Annotated in this window: 19 protein-coding genes and 2 pseudogenes; 12 read left to right on the top strand and 9 right to left on the bottom strand. The window is 60.9% G+C overall.

The window, feature by feature from the left end; genetic code table 11:
• The first annotated feature begins 2 nt into the window (after window positions 1–2).
• Window positions 3–1,071, top strand: a pseudogene (locus tag PSH80_RS16390) (AI-2E family transporter).
• On the opposite strand, the gene PSH80_RS16385 reads toward PSH80_RS16390, so the two are convergent.
• The 3 genes from PSH80_RS16385 to PSH80_RS16375 all read right to left on the bottom strand — a co-directional run bounded on the left by PSH80_RS16385 (window position 1,068) and on the right by PSH80_RS16375 (window position 2,129).
• Window positions 1,068–1,247, bottom strand: coding sequence for a hypothetical protein (locus tag PSH80_RS16385; RefSeq protein ID WP_057959103.1), 180 nt, complete (start codon window positions 1,245–1,247; stop codon window positions 1,068–1,070). The pseudogene PSH80_RS16390 and the gene PSH80_RS16385 sit on opposite strands and share 4 nt — an antisense overlap.
• Window positions 1,248–1,356: 109 nt before the next feature.
• A complete protein-coding gene (locus PSH80_RS16380) occupies window positions 1,357–1,551 on the bottom strand; it encodes a hypothetical protein (protein WP_057959104.1) in 195 nt (64 codons plus the stop codon).
• A 230-nt stretch (window positions 1,552–1,781) separates the two neighbouring features.
• Entirely contained in the window at window positions 1,782–2,129 is a 348-nt protein-coding gene (locus PSH80_RS16375; RefSeq protein ID WP_057439463.1) for a hypothetical protein, read from the bottom strand.
• Window positions 2,130–2,294: 165 nt separating this feature from the next.
• Here PSH80_RS16375 and PSH80_RS16370 point away from each other — a divergent pair, with 165 nt between their 5' ends.
• Window positions 2,295–3,113, top strand: a complete 819-nt coding sequence (locus PSH80_RS16370; protein WP_057959105.1) for a shikimate 5-dehydrogenase — start codon at window positions 2,295–2,297, stop codon at window positions 3,111–3,113.
• A 186-nt stretch (window positions 3,114–3,299) separates the two neighbouring features.
• On the opposite strand, the gene PSH80_RS16365 is transcribed toward PSH80_RS16370, so the two are convergent.
• Window positions 3,300–3,947, bottom strand: a complete 648-nt coding sequence (locus PSH80_RS16365; protein WP_057439461.1) for a YceH family protein — start codon at window positions 3,945–3,947, stop codon at window positions 3,300–3,302.
• Between the two features lie 115 nt (window positions 3,948–4,062).
• On the opposite strand from PSH80_RS16365, the gene PSH80_RS16360 reads away from it, so the two are divergent.
• Entirely contained in the window at window positions 4,063–4,572 is a 510-nt protein-coding gene (locus PSH80_RS16360; protein WP_057439460.1) for a DUF1993 family protein, read from the top strand.
• A gap of 101 nt (window positions 4,573–4,673) precedes the next feature.
• Here the strand turns inward: PSH80_RS16360 and sstT are convergent, their stop codons facing one another.
• A complete protein-coding gene (sstT, locus tag PSH80_RS16355) occupies window positions 4,674–5,897 on the bottom strand; it encodes a serine/threonine transporter SstT (RefSeq protein ID WP_057959106.1) in 1,224 nt (407 codons plus the stop codon).
• A 209-nt stretch (window positions 5,898–6,106) separates the two neighbouring features.
• Between sstT and PSH80_RS16350 the strand changes: the two genes are divergently transcribed.
• Window positions 6,107–7,261, top strand: a complete 1,155-nt coding sequence (locus PSH80_RS16350; RefSeq protein WP_057439459.1) for an MFS transporter — start codon at window positions 6,107–6,109, stop codon at window positions 7,259–7,261.
• Here PSH80_RS16350 and nhaR read toward each other — a convergent pair.
• Window positions 7,258–8,157: a transcriptional activator NhaR gene (gene nhaR, locus PSH80_RS16345; RefSeq protein ID WP_057959107.1), complete on the bottom strand. Its 900-nt coding sequence runs from the start codon at window positions 8,155–8,157 to the stop codon at window positions 7,258–7,260. The genes PSH80_RS16350 and nhaR overlap by 4 nt on opposite strands.
• Window positions 8,158–8,305: 148 nt before the next feature.
• Here nhaR and PSH80_RS16340 point away from each other — a divergent pair, with 148 nt between their 5' ends.
• The 4 genes from PSH80_RS16340 (at window position 8,306) to mnmH (ending at window position 11,564) form a co-directional block, all read left to right on the top strand.
• Entirely contained in the window at window positions 8,306–8,557 is a 252-nt protein-coding gene (locus PSH80_RS16340; protein WP_057959108.1) for a hypothetical protein, read from the top strand.
• Between the two features lie 29 nt (window positions 8,558–8,586).
• Window positions 8,587–9,336 carry a TerC family protein gene (locus PSH80_RS16335; protein WP_057439456.1) on the top strand — a complete coding sequence of 250 codons (750 nt, stop codon included), beginning with the start codon at window positions 8,587–8,589 and terminating at the stop codon, window positions 9,334–9,336.
• 93 nt (window positions 9,337–9,429) lie between these two features.
• Window positions 9,430–10,464 (top strand): selenide, water dikinase SelD, encoded by a 1,035-nt coding sequence (selD, locus tag PSH80_RS16330; RefSeq protein WP_057439455.1) that lies wholly within the window; start codon window positions 9,430–9,432, stop codon window positions 10,462–10,464.
• Entirely contained in the window at window positions 10,464–11,564 is a 1,101-nt protein-coding gene (gene mnmH / locus PSH80_RS16325; protein ID WP_128593926.1) for a tRNA 2-selenouridine(34) synthase MnmH, read from the top strand. The genes selD and mnmH overlap by 1 nt, the downstream gene beginning before the upstream one ends.
• A gap of 398 nt (window positions 11,565–11,962) precedes the next feature.
• Here mnmH and PSH80_RS16320 read toward each other — a convergent pair.
• The 3 genes and pseudogenes from PSH80_RS16320 to PSH80_RS16310 all read right to left on the bottom strand — a co-directional run bounded on the left by PSH80_RS16320 (window position 11,963) and on the right by PSH80_RS16310 (window position 15,651).
• Window positions 11,963–12,979 (bottom strand): annotated as a pseudogene (locus PSH80_RS16320) (IS110 family transposase).
• 862 nt (window positions 12,980–13,841) lie between these two features.
• Complete coding sequence (locus tag PSH80_RS16315; RefSeq protein ID WP_057439453.1) at window positions 13,842–14,897, bottom strand: permease; 1,056 nt, start codon at window positions 14,895–14,897, stop codon at window positions 13,842–13,844.
• Between the two features lie 52 nt (window positions 14,898–14,949).
• Window positions 14,950–15,651: a histidine phosphatase family protein gene (locus PSH80_RS16310; protein ID WP_169990481.1), complete on the bottom strand. Its 702-nt coding sequence runs from the start codon at window positions 15,649–15,651 to the stop codon at window positions 14,950–14,952.
• 255 nt (window positions 15,652–15,906) lie between these two features.
• Here PSH80_RS16310 and PSH80_RS16305 point away from each other — a divergent pair, with 255 nt between their 5' ends.
• The 4 genes from PSH80_RS16305 to PSH80_RS16290 all read left to right on the top strand — a co-directional run bounded on the left by PSH80_RS16305 (window position 15,907) and on the right by PSH80_RS16290 (window position 19,849).
• Entirely contained in the window at window positions 15,907–16,605 is a 699-nt protein-coding gene (locus tag PSH80_RS16305; RefSeq protein WP_057439451.1) for a glutathione S-transferase N-terminal domain-containing protein, read from the top strand.
• A gap of 3 nt (window positions 16,606–16,608) precedes the next feature.
• Complete coding sequence (locus tag PSH80_RS16300; RefSeq protein WP_169961325.1) at window positions 16,609–17,451, top strand: PhzF family phenazine biosynthesis protein; 843 nt, start codon at window positions 16,609–16,611, stop codon at window positions 17,449–17,451.
• 212 nt (window positions 17,452–17,663) lie between these two features.
• Window positions 17,664–18,638: a porphobilinogen synthase gene (gene hemB / locus PSH80_RS16295; RefSeq protein WP_057959111.1), complete on the top strand. Its 975-nt coding sequence runs from the start codon at window positions 17,664–17,666 to the stop codon at window positions 18,636–18,638.
• A gap of 125 nt (window positions 18,639–18,763) precedes the next feature.
• Window positions 18,764–19,849 carry a DUF1615 domain-containing protein gene (locus PSH80_RS16290; protein WP_305417504.1) on the top strand — a complete coding sequence of 362 codons (1,086 nt, stop codon included), beginning with the start codon at window positions 18,764–18,766 and terminating at the stop codon, window positions 19,847–19,849.
• Window position 19,850: the final 1 nt, after the last annotated feature.

The raw sequence follows: 19,850 nt of genomic DNA, 5'->3' as shown, positions 1-19,850 counted from the left end.
ACATGAACCAAACGAATCTGCAATTCAAAACCCTGCTATTGCTGCTGGTCCTGGTGACCCCTCGCGTTTTTCTGGATCCTGTTGCCGTTCTACGGCGCGGTGTTCTGGGCGGTTATCCTCGGGATCATCTTTGCGCCTATGCAGCGGCGCCTGCAGCTCAAGTTTGGCTGGAACCGCAACCTCACGTCGCTGTGTACCCTGATGGTGTGCCTAGTGATCGCGATCTTGCCGGTGATCATCACCAGCGCCTTGCTGGTGCAGGAGGGGGCGACGCTGTACAAGAACGTCGAAAGCGGCAAATTGGATGTGGCGGGCTACATCGAGCAATTCAAGAACTTCCTGCCGCCGTACTTCCAGCACCTGCTGGATCGCTTCGGCATGGGCAACCTGGAAGGCCTGCGCGAGAAAATCGTCAAGGGCGCGATGCAGGGCAGCCAGTTCTTTGCCAGCCAGGCATTCAGCTTTGGTCAAGGCACCTTTGATTTCCTGGTGAGCTTTTTCATCATGCTCTACCTGCTGTTCTTCCTGCTGCGCGACGGCCCCGAACTGGTGCGCAAAGTACGCACGGCGGTGCCGCTGGCCGAGCCACAGAAGCGTCGCCTGCAACTGAAGTTCAACCGCGTGGTACGGGCGACCGTCAAGGGCAATGTGCTGGTGGCGGTGACCCAGGGGGCACTGGGTGGCCTGATCTTCTGGTTTCTGGATATTCCCAGTGCGTTGCTCTGGGCGGTGCTGATGGCGTTTCTGTCATTGCTGCCGGCGGTGGGTGCCGGGATTGTGTGGGGGCCGGTAGCCGCGTACTTCCTGCTCAGCGGTTCAATCTGGCAAGGGGTGGTGCTGGCCCTGTTCGGGGTGTTTGTGATCGGCCTGGTGGACAACGTGCTGCGCCCGGTCCTGGTGGGCAAGGACACCAAGATGCCGGATTACCTGATCCTGATCTCGACGCTGGGCGGCCTGTCGGTCTTCGGCCTCAATGGTTTTGTGATCGGGCCGTTGATTGCCGCGCTGTTTATTTCCAGCTGGGGGCTGTTTGTCGAAACCAAACCCCGGGTACGCCTGCCATTGCCCTAAGCCGAGAAGCAGTGCGCCATCTTGCGTGACAGGGCCTGGGCGGCGGGCAGTGAGGTCAGGGGGCCACTGATGGCTTCACCGTCGCGTACCAGGTACCAACAGGCGAGCAAACCCAGCTCGCGAAGGGGGACAGGGACGGCACTGCCGACGACGGACATGATCTGGATAGTGGGCATATCTACCTCCATTGCTGATGGAGGTCACCTTACGGTGGCCCGGCGGCGAGGGAAAATCACCTTGCTCGATAGTCAACATCACTGTCATCGAGGCTGCGCCGGCAGGGTCTCAGTCAACCACCTGGTCCAGCATGTGCAGCACTTCCTGTTCATTGAGCAGGCCCTTGTGGACCAGGTTTTCTGCCAGCAGCGAAAGAAACTTGGCGCTGCGATGGCCTTCCAGGTGCTTGAGCTCGGTCAAGGCGCTATAGACCTTGCTCGAGGTGCAGAGGCCGGCGGTATGATGCGGATTTTGTGTGGGCATGCTGGGCGTCCTTGTTGTTATGGCCTGTTATGGGGGACAGTTTTGATAGTGAGAGTGCCGTGTGACACAAACATGACAGCGCGGCCCCCAATTGGGCAAGTGCACGTTGGCCTTAATAATGTCGGAATTAACAGCCAGGGTTGTCCCCATAACGACCCTGGCGAGATTTATTCAGACCAGGCCACCCATAAAAAAGCCCCGCCGGGTGTGCGGGGCTTTTGCTGCTGGGTTTACCAGCCACGCCCGTAATAGCCGCGGGGCGGGCCGTAGTAGCCACGTGGTGGCCCGTAATATACGGGCGCCCGGCGGTAATACACCGGCTGCTGCACGTACACTGGCGCCGGCTGGTAATAGACCGGTGGCGGGGCGGCATACACCGGCTGTGGCTGGTAATACACCGGTTGCTGCTGCACATACACCGGTCGATCATGGCTGGCGATCACAGAGCCAACTACGGCTGCGCCGACAACCGCACCCAATACGGCCGGGCCACCCCAACCGCCACCATGGGCGGAGGCTTGGCCGGCTACAGCAAGTGCACCGATCAGCAAAGCGATCCTGGGGATTTTACGAATCATGGTCTTTCCTCGGTTGGCCCCTGCGCTTGTGGTCTGCAATCAATAGACTCAAGGATTGTCGCGGGGATACTTTTAAGACAACGTATTTCAGGAAAACAGCACGGCCACTAGGTAAAGGTTGTGTAAGGTCTGTACCGATTTGCTTACTTCGAAGAGGCGTTACCGATGCTGATGAACCCCAACAAGGATACCCAGTTGTGCATGTCGCTGTCGGCCCGTCCGGGCAATTTCGGCCTGCGATTTCATAACCATTTGTATGAGCAGCTGGGGCTGAACTTCTACTACAAAGCGTTCAGCAGCCAGGACTTGAACGGCGCCGTGGCCGGGATCCGTGCCTTGGGGATTCGTGGGTGTGGGGTGTCGATGCCGTTCAAGGAAGCCTGCATCGAGCTGGTCGATGAGCTCGACGAATCGGCCCGCGCCATCGCCTCGATCAACACCATTGTCAACACCGCCGGGCACCTCAAGGCCTACAACACCGACTACATCGCCATCGAGCAACTGCTGCAAAAACACGCGGTGCCCAAGGACTCGACCTTCGCCCTGTACGGCAGCGGCGGCATGGCCAAGGCCGTGGCCAGTGCCTTGCGGGATGGTGGCTATGCCAATGGCGTGATCGTTGCGCGCAATGAAACGGCGGGTCGGGCCCTGGCGCAGAACCTGGGCTATCAGTGGCAGGCGACCTTGGGTGAAGCGCGCCCGCAGATGCTGGTCAACGTGACGCCGATCGGCATGACTGGCGGCGCCCAGGCGCAGGACCTGGCCTTCGAGGCCGACGCAATTGATGCGGCAGACACCGTGTTCGATGTGGTGGCGATCCCCGCCGAAACGCCCTTGATCGTGCGGGGCAGGGCCCAGGGCAAGCGGGTGATTACCGGCCTGGAAGTGATCGCGATCCAGGCCCTGGAGCAGTTCGTGCTGTACACCGGCATCCGGCCGACGGACGAACAGTTCCAGAAGGCCGTGGATTTCGCCCGGCAGTAAACACCGCCGGCCCATGTGGGAGCGGGCAAGCCCTAATGCAACGCAATGCTCAAAGCAGCGAAGATCAAATGTGGGAGCGGGCTTGCTCGCGACGACGTCGGCCCAGCAAACATTGGTGTTGAATGACCCACTGCTTTCGCCAGCAAGCCCGCTCCCACACAAGTCCGCTCCCATAAGGGGGGACGTTTATTCGAGGCGTGACAGGCGCTCTTCCAGCGCCGCAATCCGCGCCTCCAGCTCCTCGATGCGCTCCACGGAAACCCCACTGGCGCTGCTGCGCTCCACCGGGCTACCGCGTGCGGCCAGGATCGCCTCGATATCCGCGGGGTCACCCAGGGAGTGGGTGTAGCGGTCTTCGCGCTGGCCGGCCTGCTTGGGTACCAGTACCGCCAGGTCGCGGGCGATCAGGCGTTCCAGCTGATGCACCACCTGCTCGGCATCTTCAAAATCATGCATGCGCCCGCTGCGGGTCAGCAGTTCGTTGACCGTCTGCGGCCCGCGCAGGAACAGCAGGCCGGTAAGGATCACCTGTGCCGGCACCAGTTCCAGGGCCTTGTCCACGCGGTGTTCCCAGCGGTCGGCGCGACTGCCCATCACCAGCTTGGTAAAACCACGGCCCTCCAGGGCGCGCAGGCTCTGGCCAACCTGGCCCTGGCTGAGGTTCATCACCGGTTCCCGGCTGGTTTTCTGGTTGCAGGCCAGGACCAGGGCGTTGAGGGTCAGCGGGTAGGTTTCCGGGTTAGTGGCCTGTTTCTCGATCAGGCAGCCCAAAACGCGGATTTCCGTGCTGTTCAGGCGCGGCTCGGAAGAGGTGGTGTCGTGCTCGGCGGTCATCGCGCTTTCCCTATGCAGTGAGCCCACTAGCCTAATCCCGAAAAAATAAAAGACAAGCAGCGCTCATGTCTATAATCGCCGCTGTTCAAACCCTGTCACCACTGTCGAGACTGTCATGACTATTTCCCTGTACGCCGCTTCACTTCCGGTCTTCAAGCAAATGCTCAACGCCCTGAGCGATGTGCTGAACAAGGCCGAGGCCCACGCCACCGCCAAGAACATCGACCCTAACGCCTTGCTGCAGGCGCGTCTGTTCCCGGACATGTTCCCGCTGGTCCGTCAGGTACAGATCGCCGTGGATTTTGCCAAGGGCGTTTCCGCGCGCCTGGCTGAGATCGAAGTGCCGAAATACGAAGATACCGAAGTTACCTTCGCTGACCTGCAAGCGCTGATCGCCAAGGTCCTGGCCTTTATCGACACCATCACCCCGGCACAGATCGACGGCAAGGAAGGTATCGAGATCGTCACCCGTCCGGGCACGCCTAAAGAGAAACGCTTCAGCGGCCAGTCCTACTTGCTGACCTACGGCCTGCCGCAGTTCTTCTTCCACGTCACCACCGCCTACGCCTTGCTGCGTCATAACGGTGTGGAAGTGGGCAAGCGTGACTACATGGGCGCGTTCTAAGCCCCGAGTCACACCGCAAAACCAATGTGGGAGCTGGCTTGTATGGGAGCTGGCAAGCCAGCTTCCACCCAAACCAGCGCCCACTTGCTTGCCGGGTTGTGTCAGGCCGGGTTCTTGTCTTCCTGGCCCAGGCACGCCGCAGCGGTGAACAACACGTCGGTAGACGAGTTCAGCGCGGTTTCCGCCGAATCCTGCAAAACCCCGATAATGAAGCCTACGGCCACCACTTGCATGGCGATTTCACTCGGAATGCCGAACAGGCTGCACGCCAGTGGAATCAGCAACAGCGAACCCCCGGCCACACCCGACGCGCCACACGCACAGACCGCCGCAACCACGCTGAGCAGCACGGCGGTCGGCAGGTCGACGGCGATGCCCAAGGTGTGCACGGCCGCCAGGGTCAGCACGGTAATGGTGATCGCGGCGCCGGCCATATTGATGGTCGCACCCAACGGGATCGACACCGAATAGGTGTCTTCATGCAGGCCCAGGCGCTCACTCAACGCCAGGTTGACCGGGATATTGGCCGCCGAACTGCGGGTGAAGAAGGCGGTGATCCCACTTTCACGCAGGCACAACAGCACCAGCGGGTACGGGTTGCGGCGCAGTTTCCAGAACACGATGGCTGGATTGACCACCAGTGCCACGAACAGCATGCAGCCGATCAACACCAGCAACAGGTGCGCATAACCCAGCAAGGCATCGAAGCCGGAAGCAGCCAGGGTCGAGGCCACCAGGCCGAAAATACCCAGGGGGGCGAAGCGAATCACCACGCGCACGATCAGCGTGACGCCGTTGGACAGGTCGGCCAGCACGGTACGGGTGGTTTCCCCGGCATGACGGATCGCGATGCCCATGCCGATGGCCCAGGCCAGGATCCCGATGAAGTTGGCGTTCATCAGGGCGCTGATAGGGTTGTCCACCACGCTGAGCACCAGGCCCTGCATTACCTCGCCAATCCCGCCAGGGGCGCTGACGGCCACGTCATGGGTGCTGAGCACCAGGTTCGAGGGGAAGAGGGTGCTGGCAATGACCGCGACCGCCGCAGCGGAAAAGGTGCCCAGCAGGTACAGGAACAGAATCGGCCGGATATGGGTTTCCTGGCCATGCTTGTGGTTGGCAATCGAGGCCATCACCAGCACAAACACCAGGATTGGCGCCACGGCCTTGAGCGCCGAGACAAATACCTTGCCGATAAACGCGGTGGACAGGGCCGCACTGGGCGACAGCAGGGCCAGTAAGATGCCAGCGGCCAGGCCGATGACAATCTGGGTGACCAGGCTGAGGCGCATAAGTCGTTGAAAGAGAGAGGGAGCAGCAGTCATAAGAGTGTCTCTAGTTTTTTTAATGTGTACAGCGCTATGCAGGGCGCGAAGTCTAACATGCTGTAGGAAATATCCAGTTTACTGCGGCATTCAGTCGCCAAGTCCGTGTGTGGCACGGTCACATTCTGTTAAGATTCGCCATCCTCTTCTTATATCTCTGTCAGCGGGCCTCAAGGCTAACGCTGGCGTCGCCGTTTCTGGAGTTGTGCATGTTGTTGCCCATCCTGCTGCTGTCCGCAGCCGGTTTTACCGTGTTGACCACCGAATTTGTGATTGTCGGGCTATTACCCTCCATCGCTCGCGACCTGGATGTGAGCGTGTCCCAGGCCGGTCTGCTGGTGACTTTGTTTGCCTTTACCGTGGCCGCGTTCGGGCCGTTTCTGACCGCGTATTTCGCGCGTTTCGAGCGCAAGCGTCTGTTTATCAGCATTCTATTGATGTTCGGCGCGGCCAATACCCTGGCGGCCCTGGCGCCGAATATCTGGGTGATGGCCGTGGCCCGCCTGATTCCCGCTCTGGGGCTGCCGGTGTTTTGGGCCCTGGCCAGTGAAACGGCAGTGGACATCGTCGGGCCGGACTACGCTGGCCGGGCGATTGCCAAGATCGGTTTCGGGATTGTCTGCGCTACCGTCTTCGGCATCCCGGTGGGCACCCTGATCTCCGATGCGTTTGGCTGGCGCAGCGCCTTTGGCATCCTCGCCGGGGTGGCGATGCTCAAGGCATTGCTGCTGTTGATCTACCTGCCGGCCACCACCGTGAAAAAGGACGCGGTGACCCTGCGTTCGCAGTTCAAGATCCTGCGCAGCCCGTTGATGCAGGGCCATGTGTTGCTGTCGATCCTGGTCTTCAGCGGCATGTTCACCGCTTACACCTACCTGGCCGATATTCTGGAGCGCCTGGCCGGCTTCGATGGCACCCTGGTGGGCTGGTGCCTGATGGGCTTTGGCGCCGTCGGCCTGATCGGTAACTCCCTGGGCGGGCGCATGGTCGACAAGCATCCGCTGATCGCTTCTATGGTGTTCTGCGGCTTTATGATCGCCGGCATGGTGGCGCTGGTACCGGCGATCCACTCCACCCTCGGCCTGGCGGCGGCCATGGCGATCTGGGGCGTGACCCAGGCGGCGCTGTTTTTGGTCAGCCATGTGCGGTTGATGAAGGCCGCACCCCATGCGCCGGCATTTGCTGCGTCCTTGAACATTGCCGGGGCCAACCTGGGCATTGGCCTGGGCGCGATGGTCGGTGGGCGGGTGATCGACACCATGGGCCTGGGCAGCCTGGGGTTTGCCGCGTCGGGGTTTATCCTGCTGTCGATTCTCCTGGCCCTGTGGCTGATGACCGCCAAGACCCGGGTCGCCTGCGCCTAAAGCGCGGTAAACAGCTCGCGGCGAGCACCTTCGGTAATCGCCACGATGCCGGGGTGCTTGACCTTGCGCTCCACCGAGATGGCATAGAACGACTCGGTGACCGCGTCTGTCTGGCCAATCAATGCCACGCCGTATTGGCGTAGCACTTCCTCGGCAATCACGCTGGGGGCGATAAAAATCCCGCTGCCGGATTGGCCGAACGCCTGCATCAAGGCGCTGTCGTCGAACTCGCCGATAATCTTCGGACGAATCTGCTGCTCGGCGAACCAGCGCTGCAAACGGCTGCGCACCACGGTTTCTGCACCTGGAATCAACAGCGGCGCACCGTGCAGGCATTGTGGGAAATCGCCGCCGTGCAGGTCCGCCAGCGCCTGGGTGGCGAAGAAGCTGATGCCACATTCCCCCAGCTTCTGGCTGTAGCCCTTGATATCCAGGTGGGTCGGCATCGGGCTGTCGGAGATCACCAGGTCCAGGCGCTGGATCGCCAGGTCGGCCAACAGCCGCTCCAGTTTGTCTTCGCGGCAGGTGATGCGCAGCGGCTCGCTCAGCTCCATGGTCGGCGCAATCAGGCGGTAGACGATGGACTTGGGCACCACGTCCGCCACGCCGACACGAAACACAATCTGTTGTTCATTGGGCTGGGCGCGCAACATCGCTTCCAATTCACTGCCGGTCTGGAACATCTGCTCGGCATAGGGCAGGGCCTGGCGCCCGGCCTCGGTCAGTTCCAACTGGCGGCCGACTCGTTGAAACAGTGCGATACCAAATGTCTGCTCCAGCAGGCTGATTTGCCCGCTGATGGTCTGCGGTGTGAGGTTCAGTTGCTCGCAGGCACGCACGATGCTGCCGGTCTTGGCGACCACCCAGAAGTAATGCAGTTGTCGGTAGTTGAGCATCAGGTGCCTCGGTTGCAGAGTGTTACTTCGTATAAATCGAAGTATAAGCGAAAAAAATACGAATTTTCCTGAAGTGTTCGCTTCCTTAGAATGCCTCGCTATCGCGAGCCCAATGCTTGGGCCCAACGGTTCTAACGAGGAATACATCATGAAACTCAATTCCCTGGGCGCGGCGTCGTTGCTTGCGCTTTCATTAGTGGTGCTCAGTGGTTGCGACCAGGTCGAGAAAAGCACGCAGCAGGTGCTGGGCAAAGCCAGCGAAGCGGCCAAGCAGGCCATTGACGACACCCATAAAGCCGCCGAACAGGCGTTGAGCGAAGCGACCCAGGGCTTGATCGCCCCCAAGGACGACGAGCAAGATCAGGACTCTAAGCCTGAGCCAAGTTCCCAAGAAGCTTAATTCCCCGTATACCGAGTCAGGACTGACCTATGGATTATCTTGTACAACTGGCCGCGAGCCCTACCGCCTGGGTGGCCCTGGCGACATTGATCGTCATGGAAATCGTGCTGGGGATCGACAACCTGATCTTCATCTCGATCCTCACCAATAAATTGCCGGAGCAGCACCGGGCCAAGGCACGGCGCATCGGCATCAGCATGGCGCTGATACTGCGCCTGGGCCTGTTGAGCACCATCGCGTTTATTGTGCAATTGACCTCGCCGGTATTCGAAGTCTTCGGCCAGGCGTTTTCGTGGAAGGACATGATCCTGATCGCCGGCGGCCTGTTCCTGGTATGGAAGGCAACCACCGAGATCCACCACAGCATGGACCCGGAGCCCGAAGAGAAGGCCAGCGTCGGCAACACCGTGGCTATCGGCTTTGCCGCGGCCATCGGGCAGATCCTGTTGCTCGACCTGGTGTTCTCTATCGACAGCATCATCACCGCCGTCGGTATGACCGAGCACTTGCCGATCATGATCATTGCTGTGGTGACTTCGGTAATCGTGATGCTGGTGGCGGCTGAACCCCTGGCCAAGTTCATCAACGACAACCCGACCGTGGTCATGCTGGCCCTGGGCTTCTTGATCATGATCGGCATGACCTTGATCGCCGAAGGCTTCGGTGCCCATGTGCCGAAAGGCTACGTGTACGCGGCCATGGCTTTCTCGGCTGCCATCGAGTGCCTGAACATTGCCCGGCGTAATCGCCACAAGCGTTTGCTCGCTGCCCGCCAGTAACCGCTGACCCCAAAGGCCGGCTGCGCTCACAAGAGCCCAGCCGGCCTTTTGCTGTCTGTTAGAATCCCCGCACTTGATAGTTTGAGGTCCACCATGAACGAGCCGATTCGCCTGACCCAGTACAGCCACGGTGCCGGTTGCGGCTGCAAGATTTCGCCACAGGTGCTGGAAGTGATCCTCGCCGGCAGCGGTGCGCAGAACCTCGACCCCAAGCTCTGGGTGGGTAATGCCTCGCGGGACGACGCGGCGGTGTACGCCATTGATGACGAGCGCGGGGTGGTGTCCACCACGGACTTTTTCATGCCGATCGTTGACGATCCCTTCGATTTCGGGCGCATTGCTGCCACCAACGCCATCAGCGATATCTACGCCATGGGCGGCGATCCGTTGATGGCCATCGCGATTCTCGGCTGGCCGGTCAATGTGCTGGCCCCGGAGATCGCCCGGGAAGTGATTCGCGGTGGCCGTGCAGTGTGCGACGCGGCGGGCATTCCCCTGGCCGGTGGGCACTCCATCGACGCCCCGGAGCCGATCTTCGGCCTGGCCGTCACCGGGCTGGTGCACAAGCGTCATATGAAGCGCAACGACACCGCCACCGCCGGTTGCCGCTTGTACCTGACCAAACCCCTGGGCATCGGCATCCTTACTACCGCCGAGAAGAAGGGCAAGCTGCGGGAAGCCGATATCGGCCTGGCGCGGGACTGGATGTGCACCCTCAACAAGCCCGGCAGCCGCTTTGGCAAGCTGGCCGGGGTTAGCGCCATGACCGACGTGACCGGTTTCGGCCTGCTCGGGCACCTCGTGGAAATGGCTGACGGCAGCGGTTTGACCGCGCTTATCGAATACGAAAAAGTCCCACGCCTGCCAGGGGTCGAGTACTACCTGGACCAGGGTTGTGTGCCTGGCGGTACGTTGCGCAACTTCGACAGTTACTCGCGCCAACTGGGCCGTATCAATGAGTTGCACAAGCGCGTGCTGTGCGACCCGCAAACCAGTGGCGGGCTGCTGGTGGCGGTCACGCCTGAGGGCGAAGCCGAGTTTCTCGCGGCAGCGGCCGAACTGGGGCTGAACCTTGCGCCCATTGGCCAGTTGGTCGAGCGACAGAGCCACGCGGTAGAGGTGTCTTGATGCCCATCGACATCACCGATTACCGCGATATCTTTCTTAACGACCGGCCGATGATGGATACCCGTGCGCCGGTCGAATTCGTCAAGGGTGCGTTCCCCGGCGTGGTCAACCTGCCGTTGATGAACGATGACGAACGCCAGCGGGTGGGCACTTGCTATAAGCAGCAAGGGCAGCAGGCGGCGATTGTGCTGGGGCACCAACTGGTCAGCGGCGCAACGCTGCAGGAGCGACTGGCGCGCTGGACCGCGTTTGCCCAGGCCAACCCTGACGGTTACCTGTATTGCTTCCGTGGCGGCTTGCGCTCGCACTTGGTGCAGAAGGTGCTCAAGGACGAAGCGGGGATCGACTATCCCCGGGTCGGCGGTGGCTACAAGGCTATGCGTACCTTCTTGCTGGAGACCGTGGACCAGGCTGTGGAGCAGTGCGATTTCGTCCTGCTGGGTGGCCTGACCGGCAGCGGCAAGACCGAGGTGCTCCAACAACTGCGCAACGGCCTGGACCTGGAAGGCTACGCCAACCACCGGGGCTCCAGCTTTGGCAAGCGGGCCACGGGCCAGCCGTCGAATATCGACTTTGAAAACCGCCTGGCGGTGGACGTACTGAAAAAGCGCGCGCGGGGCATCGAGCAGTTTGTGCTTGAGGACGAAAGCCGCATGATCGGTAGCTGCGCCTTGCCGCTGAACCTGCACCGGGGCATGCAGGCGTACCCGATGGTGTGGCTGGAAGAGAGCCTGGAAAACCGCGTCGAGCGGGTCTTGCGCGACTATGTGATCGACCTGTGCGCGCAGTTCAACGCAGAGTTTGGTGAAGCGGGCTTCTGCCTGTTCGCCGAGCGCCTGGTGCAGAGCCTGGCCAATATCCACAAGCGTCTGGGTGGGGAGCGCTACCAGCGCTTGCACGGGCTGATGCAGGACGCCCTGGCCGAGCAGGCCCGCTCGGGGAACGTGGATTTGCATCGCGGCTGGATTGTCGGGCTGCGTGAATATTACGATCCGATGTACGCGTTCCAGCGTGAGAAGAAGGGCGCCCGGATCGAGTTTTCCGGGGAGCAGGGCGCGGTGGTGGAGTATCTGCGCGAGCGTGCTGCCCGGCGCGGGTGATTGGTTGGTTTTCAGGGCACCATCGCTGGCTTGCCTGCGATGAGCTACACGTCTCTTTAGTGATTCTTAGGTTTGTGTACATATCCGTTGCTGCGGTCATGGCCACTTAGGGTTCCGCCCTTACGGCGGCTCACTTTGGAAAAGCCCCAAAGTAAGCAAATGTATGGTCAGCCCACCCCCTGCAACCACAGACGATGAGCGGTAAAGCATGCTTGCGCTAATGTATCCGGGCTCATAGTCGGCAGTTTCACCGCTTGGCCCTTGATGAATAGTCGCTCCCGCCTGTCCTTGAAAAGGGCTTCAGCTTCAAAAGCTGTTTTGCTTACCAGGTTCTCAGGCGAGATTTGAGCTGTTTATCGTCATCATCGTTGTCGTCGCAAAAGCCGGTAGTGTTTCGATCAAGTCATCAACTGCGCGTTGTAGCTACCTCCGCGAGCTAAAACGGCCCATACGATTCTTGCTAGTTTATTGGCCAGGGCGCAGGCAACCTTGTTTGGGTGCTTTCGCGTCAGCAGGTCTCGGCACCAAGCCCCAAGGCGTCGTTGCGTTTATCTATGCGCACCAAAACTGCCCGCGAGCCTTGAACCAAGAGCTTTCGAAGGTATTTATCACCACGTTTGCTGATGTTCAAAAGGACGGTTTGGCCACCTGTTGAGTAGCCTTGGCACCAGCCCCAGCGAAGCAGCGAAGTCTCGCGCTGAGTGAAAATTGGAAGCGTCCCCGACGTCGGCCAGCAGCGCGCTAGCGATGATGGGGCCGATACCGGGGATCATTAGGCGTGTTCCCGCGTCATCAACTGCCACCTGTTCCTTGATGCTGTGGTCGATGGACTTAATCTCTACCGTAAGCCGTTTGATGTCTTCCAACAGATGCTCGATAAACTGCGTCAACTGTTGAGGCAACTCAGCGGCAGGGTCATCCAGTATTTGATGAATTTGGTTCATGGCGGCTTTGGTCGCCGGTAGCGCAATTCCAAATTCCAGCAAGAATCCGTGGATACGATTGATGGTTTGAGTTCTTTGGCATACCAATGCCTCTCGGAGGCGGTGCTGGGTCGAGAGCACCTGCTGTTCCACCGTCTTGATCGCAACATAGCGTGCCTTGGGACGGGACGCCGCCTCGCAAATTGCCTCGGCATCTATGTAGTCATTTTTATTGCCGGTGACGTACGGTTTCACATGCTGCGGAGCTATAAGTTTCACCTGGTGGCCGAAGGAAATAAGCTTCCTGGCGAGCCAATGTGAGCCGCCGCAGGACTCCATTACTATCGTGCAGGGCTCAAGCTTTGCCAGGAACTGAAGCAGTCGATTTCGATTGAACTGCTTGCGCAGCACCTCATGGCCGCGTACGTCGTGCCCTACGAGGTGAAAGGTGCTTTTTCCAATATCAAGACCAAGTAATGCCAAGCTGTTCATGAGCGGTCTCCTTAGCGAAAGTGGGCCTTCCGGTAAGTCTAGATTTACCGGGGGCCCGTGCCGGGCTGACCATCTCATTAGGGCTTTTGCCCCACCACTCGGCACCTCGCCTAGGCTCGGTGTGCCCGTCATCCGACATTGATTTGGGGGGCCGCCGCGATGGGCCATCCATGGCCCAGCGCGGCTAACCCGGCGTCCTGCCGGGTTACCCCCCCCAAATCAAAATCGGATGACGGCCAGCGTGGTTTAACGGGGCGCCTCAGATCAAGATCAAGATCAAAAGCAAAGCGAGGCGGCCTGGTAGCCGACCTGATCGTCGAGGCGTGTGGGTACCCCTGTGGGAGCGGGCTTGCCCGCGATGGTCGTTAACGATGACAAATGAATACCTGACACTCTGATGTGTTCTTTCGGGCGTCATCGCAGCGATGCGGCGATCCGACAAGCCAGCTCCCACAGGGAATGCAGTTTCGCGCTTTGGGATTGCTGTTGCTCTGCTTTTGATCTGGCTTTTGATCTTGATCTTAGGCGCCCCGTTAAACCACGATGGCCGCAGGCAGGTATTGCGCAGTGGGCACCCCGGCATGGATGCCGGGGTAGCCGCGACACGGCCATGGATGGCCGATCGCGGCGGGCCCACGGAGCAATGCCTGACTGCGGGCATGCCGAGCCTAGGCGAGGCACCGAGTGGTGGGGCAAGAGCGCTTTGCTTACTTTGGCGCTCTTCCAAAGTGAGCCGCCGTAAGGGCGGAACCCTAAGTGGCCGTGACCGCAGCAACGGATATGTACACAAACCCAACAAGCACTAGATAAAAGAGTTGTGTAGATACCTATGCTGCGATGAGGCCCTGACAGTCAACCCTTCCTAAAGGACGACCACCGCCACCAACCCGCACACCACACCCATCAGCATGGTCAGCCCGGCCACCGTCACCAGCACCCGCGTATCGAAATCCTTGCGCAGCATCAACAGCGACGGCAGGCTCACGCTCGGCAGGGTCATCAGCAGTGCCACCGCTGGCCCGGTGCCCAGCCCCAGGGCCATCATGGTCTGCACAATCGGGATTTCTGCGGCGGTGGGGATCACAAACAGGGTGCCGACAATCGCCAGGGGCACCAGCCACAGCAGGCTGTCGGCCATCGCCCCGTCCACGTGTGGGAACAGCCACACCCGCGCTGCGCCCAGTAGCAACACCGCCAGGATGTAGATCGGGATGGTGCTCCAGAACAACTGCCACAGGGTGCGCAGCCAGCGGCTGAGGAACGGCTGGGTCTCGGTGCCGCTGACGTCGGCCACGGCCTCCAGTGCTACCTGGGGCACCTGCTCGGGGCGGGCGATGCGTTGGGCGATCAGCGCGACACCGATCACCAGCACGACACCGGCCACCAGGCGCAGGGCGGCAAAGTCCCAGCCCAGCACAAACCCCATAAACACCAGGGTCGCGGGGTTGAGTACCGGGTTGGCCATCCAGAACGCCAATGCAGCACCCACCGACACTTGTTGACGACGCATGCCGGCGGCCACCGGCGCGGCGCAGCAACTGCACATCATGCCCGGCAAGGCGAACAGCCCGCCACGCACGGTGGAGCCCAGTCCGGCGCGGCCGAACAGGCGCAACAGCCAGTCCCGTGGAATCAGCACCTGCAATAACGAACCGAGAATCACCGCGAGCACGGCGGCTTTCCAGATCGCCAGGAAATACACCTGGGCATAGGCCAGGGCGGCCGCCAATGGCGAGCCCTGCTGGTCATTGAGAATCGAGTTGCCGATGCTGTGGCTGTCGGCCGCGACAAAGGCCTTGAAGTAGTAGGGCGACCACTTCACGTAATACAGGCCGACGCAGGCCACCAACAGGAACAGCGCCGGTTTCCACCAGAAGGACCAGCCGCGAGCAGGGCTGGCAGAGGTGAGGTTAGACATGGTCAAGATCCGCAGATAAGTCGATAGCGACGCATCATACGCGGTCCCGGTGTCAGGTGTCGGCGGCTACATGCGTCGCATCCGGGCAAGTCTGCAAGCCGTTATCCAGGCCTTGCTTGTAGTTGCGGCTGAGCAGGCTGGCCTTGCCGTTCTGCCAGGTCAGGGTCAACACGTACAGGGTGTCGAAGTCGCCGCCGGACCAGTCTTCGGTGATGGTGTACTCCTCACCGACCGCTTCACTGGCCACCTTGTTGATCAATTCCGGCAGGTAGCCATGGGACCAGGCCGTGTAGATGGTGGAGTTGTGGTACTTGTCCTCCATCAATTCGTCAGCCAGGTCGCTGGTATCGTTGGCCGAAAACTCGATGTTCACCGGCAGCCCGAGTTTGATCGCGCTGGGGCTGATGGTCATCAATGGCCGAATGTAGCTGTAGGAATTGTCGAACTCGCCTTCTTCGACATTGCGCGTCGGGTTGGCCGCGAACACAAAGTCGGCAGCGCCGAACTTTTCCGGCAATACCGTGGCCAGGTTCATTGCGCGGTTGAGGCCCTGGCAATTGAGTTGGCCCAGGCCGCCCACAGGCTTTTCACCATGACGCAGGAACACCAGGGTTTGCACGCCGTTCTTCGGCTCGGCGCTGCTTTCGCGGGCTTCGAAAGCCAGCATCAAGGCACCGCCGACGAACACCGTTGGCACCAGGAAATAAGCATATTTTTTGAAACGTTTGCCAAGGCACAAAGGCTTGATTTTCATTAGTGGTCGAGTCTTCGGTGCGTCGGATCAAGGCTGGAAGGCCCAGCCACAGCGATGCTCCAAGCAACGTGCGGTTTTCCGTGACAGTTATGGCGGTATGCCTCCATTCAACCGTTCAAGCGCTTCTAAGAGTGCGCCAGAGCGTTTTGGTTCGCTTGGTGCAAGAGATTAACCAGCGCATGTTGCGAATTGAAGACCGATGCAGGCGCGCCGCCGGATGGCTATCATGGGTTTTTCTCACCTTGGGGTACATCGATGATTTCCGCTGCAGCGTTTCCGATTATTACCAAATGGCCAGCCGAGCATCCTGAACGCCTGCAGCTGTACTCGTTGCCGACGCCCAATGGGGTCAAAGTCTCGATCATGCTCGAAGAGGTGGGCCTGGCCTATGAGGCGCATAAGGTCAGCTTCGATACCCAGGACCAACTCTCGCCCGAGTTTCTGTCCCTGAACCCCAACAACAAGATCCCGGCGATCATCGACCCCAACGGTCCCGGCGGTGAGCCGCTGGCGTTGTTCGAGTCGGGGGCGATCCTGATTTACCTGGCAGAGAAAACCGCGCAACTACTGCCCCAGGCACCTGCTGCGCGCTACGAAACCCTGCAATGGCTGATGTTCCAGATGGCCGGGATCGGGCCGATGTTCGGCCAGGTCGGTTTCTTCAATAAGTTCGCCGGCAAGGCCTACGAAGACAAACGCCCCCGCGACCGCTATGCCGCCGAAGCCCGGCGCCTGCTGGAGGTGCTGGAAAAACGCCTGCTGGGCCGCAGCTGGATCATGGGGGATGAGTACAGCATCGCCGATATCGCCACCTTTCCCTGGATCCGCAACCTGATTGGCTTCTATGAATCGGGCGATCTGGTGGGCATCACCGACTTCCCCAATGTACTGCGCGCGCTGGATGGCTTTGTCGCCCGGCCGGCGGTGATCCGTGGCCTGAATATTCCGAGCTGACCCATGCCGACTTTTGATTTCAAGCAACTGGACGTGTTCAGCAGCGTGGCGCTCAAGGGCAACCCGCTGGCCGTGGTGCTGGGCGCCGATAGCCTCAGTGACCAGCAGATGGCTGACTTCGCCAAGTGGACCAACCTCAGCGAAACCACGTTCCTGCTGCAACCGCGCGACCCGCGTGCGGATTACCGGGTGCGGATTTTCACCACCGTGCAGGAGCTGCCGTTCGCCGGCCACCCAACCCTGGGCAGTTGCCGGGCGTGGTTGCAGGCCGGTGGTGTGCCCCAGGGCGACGAGATCATCCAGGAATGCGAGATCGGCCTGGTGCGCATCCGTCGCCAGGGCGAGGAACTGGCGTTTATCGCGCCACCCTTGCTGCGTTCAGGGCCGTTGGATGCCGAGTTGCTGGAGCGTGTGCGCCTGGCGCTCAACCTTGAGCCCGAAGCGATTGTGCGCAGCCAGTGGGTCGATAACGGCGCCGGTTGGCTGGCGCTGATGTTGACGGACCGGCAGACGGTGCTGGAGTTGCAGCCGGACTATTCAAAACTGCTCGGGCTGGCGGTGGGCGTGGTTGCTCCGTGCGACCCGACGCGCGACGAGGTGGATGCGCAGTTTGAAGTGCGCGCGTTTATTGCCGGTGACGGCGCCCCCGAAGACCCGGCCACCGGCAGCCTTAACGCGGGTGTCGCACAATGGCTGCTCGGTGCGGGCCTGGCCCCCAGCGAATACGTGGTCAGCCAGGGCACGGCCATCGGCCGCGCCGGGCGTATTCGCGTGCAGCAGCAGGGCGATGAGATCTGGATCGGCGGCGCCGTCTCGCTGTGTATCGAAGGGCGCCTGAGCCTGTAACGCCGTAACGCACCTGTGGGGAAGGGGACAGCTCGGTCTCTACAGGTCACTCGTTGCTGCTCCTGCTTGTTTAGCCTAGACCGCATTGTTACGTGAATGGCAAAACACCGTTATGGCCGCCGTATTTGTGCTCTCGGTCAATCCGGGCATAAGCTTTCGCCCTTAAGCTAGCGGCCTTGCCACGTGCCCTGGCCTTTTTTGTAGGAAACCCCATGTCCAGTCAGTTCCCCGAAGCCCGTTCCCGCCGCCTGCGTCGTTCCCCTGAGCTGCGCAGCCTGTTCCAGGAAACCGAGTTCACCCTCAATGATCTGGTATTGCCGATTTTCGTCGAAGAAGAAATCGATGACTTCGTGCCGATCACCAGCATGCCCGGCGTGATGCGCATCCCCGAATCGAAACTGGCCAGTGAAATCGAGCGCTTTGCCCGTGCCGGGATCAAGTCGGTGATGACGTTCGGCGTGTCCCATCACCTGGACGCCAGCGGCAGCGATACCTGGAACGAGCGCGGGCTGGTGTCGCGCATGTCGGCGATCTGCAAGGACGCGGTGCCGGAAATGATCGTGATGTCCGACACCTGCTTCTGCGAATACACCGACCACGGCCATTGCGGCGTGATGCACGGCAATGAAGTGGACAACGACCGCACCCTGGCCAACCTGGGCAAGCAAGCGGTGGCGGCAGCCCGTGCCGGTGCCGATGTGATCGCGCCGTCGGCCGCGATGGACGGCCAGGTCCAGGCCATTCGCCGGGCGCTGGATGCGGCCGGGTTCAGCCATATCCCGATCATGGCGTACTCGACTAAATTCGCTTCGGCCCTGTATGGCCCGTTCCGCGAGGCGGGTGGCAGCGCGCTGAAGGGCGACCGCAAAAGCTACCAGATGAACCCGATGAACCGCCGCGAAGCCGTGCGCGAATCCTTGCTCGATGAGCAGGAAGGGGCCGACTCGCTGATGGTCAAGCCGGCCGGTGCTTACCTGGACATCATCCGCGACATCCGCGAAGCCTCGCGTTTGCCGGTGGCGGCGTACCAGGTCAGTGGCGAATACGCGATGATCAAGTTCGGCGCCCAGGCCGGCGCCATCGACGAAGCGCGGGTGGTGCGCGAAACCCTGGGTTCGATCAAGCGCGCCGGTGCGGACCTGATCTTTACCTACTTTGCGATGGACCTGGCGCTCGCCGGTATCTGATCCCGGTGCATGTACTGTGGGAGCCGGCTTGAGGGCGCCATCGCGGGCAAGCCCGCTCCTGCAGGGGGTGGGTGTGGGTTTGTGAGATAGTGGGCACTTTCAGCGACTCACAGGACACCCCCCGCATGCTTTCATCCCGGCTGACTCTCGGCCTGGCCGCCTTATTGGTGCTGGCCGGCTGTTCGACCCAACGCAGCCAGCAACTCCCCGAACGCAGTGAGGCCGAGGTCAAGGCGCAGATTGTGCGACTGATGCCGGCCAAGGTGCCGGATCGTGCCGGTTGGGCCCAGGATATCTACACGGCGCTCAACAGCCAGAAGATCTACCCCAGCACCGAAAATATCTGTGCGGTGCTGGCGGTCACCGAGCAAGAGTCCACCTATCAGGTCGACCCGCCGGTGCCGAACATGGGCAAGATCGCCCAGGATGAAATCCTCAAGCGTGCAGCCAAGGTGCATGTGCCGGCCGTACTGGTGCGCACCGCGTTGCAACTGCGCTCGCCTACGGGTAAGTCCTACGCCGACCGCCTGAGCGCTGCGCGTACCGAGAAGGACCTGAGTGGGATCTTTGACGACTTTATCGGCACAGTGCCGTTGGGCCGCACCTTGTTTGGCCGTTTCAACCCAGTGCATACCGCAGGCCCGATGCAGGTGAGCATTGCCTTCGCCGAGCAGCAGGCGCGCAATTATCCCTACAGCGTAGATGGGAGCATTCGCCGCGAAGTGTTCACCCGGCGTGGCGGCATGTACTTCGGCATTGCCCATTTGCTGGGTTACCCGGTGAGCTACGAGCTGCCGCTGTACCGCTTTGCCGACTTCAACGCCGGTTGGTACGCCAGCCGCAATGCCGCGTTCCAGGCCGCGGTCAGCCGTGCTTCCGGGACCCGCCTGGCGCTGGATGGCGATTTGATCCGCTATGGCTCGATCATGCCCGGCACCACGGAGTTGGCGGTGCGCTCACTGGGCAAGAAGCTGGACATGCGCAACCCGAGCATTCGCAGCCAGTTGGAGCAGGGTGATCGTCTGGATTTTGAACAGACCACTCTGTACCAGCGAGTGTTTGCCCTGGCCGAGAAAGCCGAAGGCAAGCCGCTGCCACGGGCGATCCTGCCGGGGATTGTGCTCAAGAGCCCGAAGATCACCCGTAACCTCACCACGGCCTGGTTCGCCAAGCGCGTGGATGAGCGTTACCAGCGCTGCATGAAGCGCTGAG

This window comes from Pseudomonas sp. FP818 (assembly GCF_030687335.1).
GTDB classification, from domain to species: Bacteria; Pseudomonadota; Gammaproteobacteria; order Pseudomonadales; family Pseudomonadaceae; genus Aquipseudomonas; species Aquipseudomonas shahriarae.
Note: the sequence above shows the minus strand (reverse complement) of the source record. Positions and strands in the feature narration are given on the sequence as shown.

Excerpts from the sequence above, each read along its gene's own strand:
- PSH80_RS16310 (WP_169990481.1), bottom strand. The coding sequence starts at position 15,651 with ATGAAAATCAAGCCTTTGTGCCTTGGCAAACGTTTCAAAAAATATGCT.
- PSH80_RS16290 (WP_305417504.1), top strand. The coding sequence starts at position 18,764 with ATGCTTTCATCCCGGCTGACTCTCGGCCTGGCCGCCTTATTGGTGCTG.
- hemB (WP_057959111.1), top strand. The coding sequence starts at position 17,664 with ATGTCCAGTCAGTTCCCCGAAGCCCGTTCCCGCCGCCTGCGTCGTTCC.
- nhaR (WP_057959107.1), bottom strand. The coding sequence starts at position 8,157 with ATGCTCAACTACCGACAACTGCATTACTTCTGGGTGGTCGCCAAGACC.
- PSH80_RS16300 (WP_169961325.1), top strand. The coding sequence starts at position 16,609 with ATGCCGACTTTTGATTTCAAGCAACTGGACGTGTTCAGCAGCGTGGCG.
- PSH80_RS16365 (WP_057439461.1), bottom strand. The coding sequence starts at position 3,947 with ATGACCGCCGAGCACGACACCACCTCTTCCGAGCCGCGCCTGAACAGC.
- PSH80_RS16305 (WP_057439451.1), top strand. The coding sequence starts at position 15,907 with ATGATTTCCGCTGCAGCGTTTCCGATTATTACCAAATGGCCAGCCGAG.
- PSH80_RS16370 (WP_057959105.1), top strand. The coding sequence starts at position 2,295 with ATGCTGATGAACCCCAACAAGGATACCCAGTTGTGCATGTCGCTGTCG.
- PSH80_RS16315 (WP_057439453.1), bottom strand. The coding sequence starts at position 14,897 with ATGTCTAACCTCACCTCTGCCAGCCCTGCTCGCGGCTGGTCCTTCTGG.
- selD (WP_057439455.1), top strand. The coding sequence starts at position 9,430 with ATGAACGAGCCGATTCGCCTGACCCAGTACAGCCACGGTGCCGGTTGC.
- PSH80_RS16380 (WP_057959104.1), bottom strand. The coding sequence starts at position 1,551 with ATGCCCACACAAAATCCGCATCATACCGCCGGCCTCTGCACCTCGAGC.
- PSH80_RS16375 (WP_057439463.1), bottom strand. The coding sequence starts at position 2,129 with ATGATTCGTAAAATCCCCAGGATCGCTTTGCTGATCGGTGCACTTGCT.
- PSH80_RS16360 (WP_057439460.1), top strand. The coding sequence starts at position 4,063 with ATGACTATTTCCCTGTACGCCGCTTCACTTCCGGTCTTCAAGCAAATG.
- PSH80_RS16335 (WP_057439456.1), top strand. The coding sequence starts at position 8,587 with ATGGATTATCTTGTACAACTGGCCGCGAGCCCTACCGCCTGGGTGGCC.
- PSH80_RS16340 (WP_057959108.1), top strand. The coding sequence starts at position 8,306 with ATGAAACTCAATTCCCTGGGCGCGGCGTCGTTGCTTGCGCTTTCATTA.
- mnmH (WP_128593926.1), top strand. The coding sequence starts at position 10,464 with ATGCCCATCGACATCACCGATTACCGCGATATCTTTCTTAACGACCGG.
- PSH80_RS16385 (WP_057959103.1), bottom strand. The coding sequence starts at position 1,247 with ATGCCCACTATCCAGATCATGTCCGTCGTCGGCAGTGCCGTCCCTGTC.
- sstT (WP_057959106.1), bottom strand. The coding sequence starts at position 5,897 with ATGACTGCTGCTCCCTCTCTCTTTCAACGACTTATGCGCCTCAGCCTG.
- PSH80_RS16350 (WP_057439459.1), top strand. The coding sequence starts at position 6,107 with ATGTTGTTGCCCATCCTGCTGCTGTCCGCAGCCGGTTTTACCGTGTTG.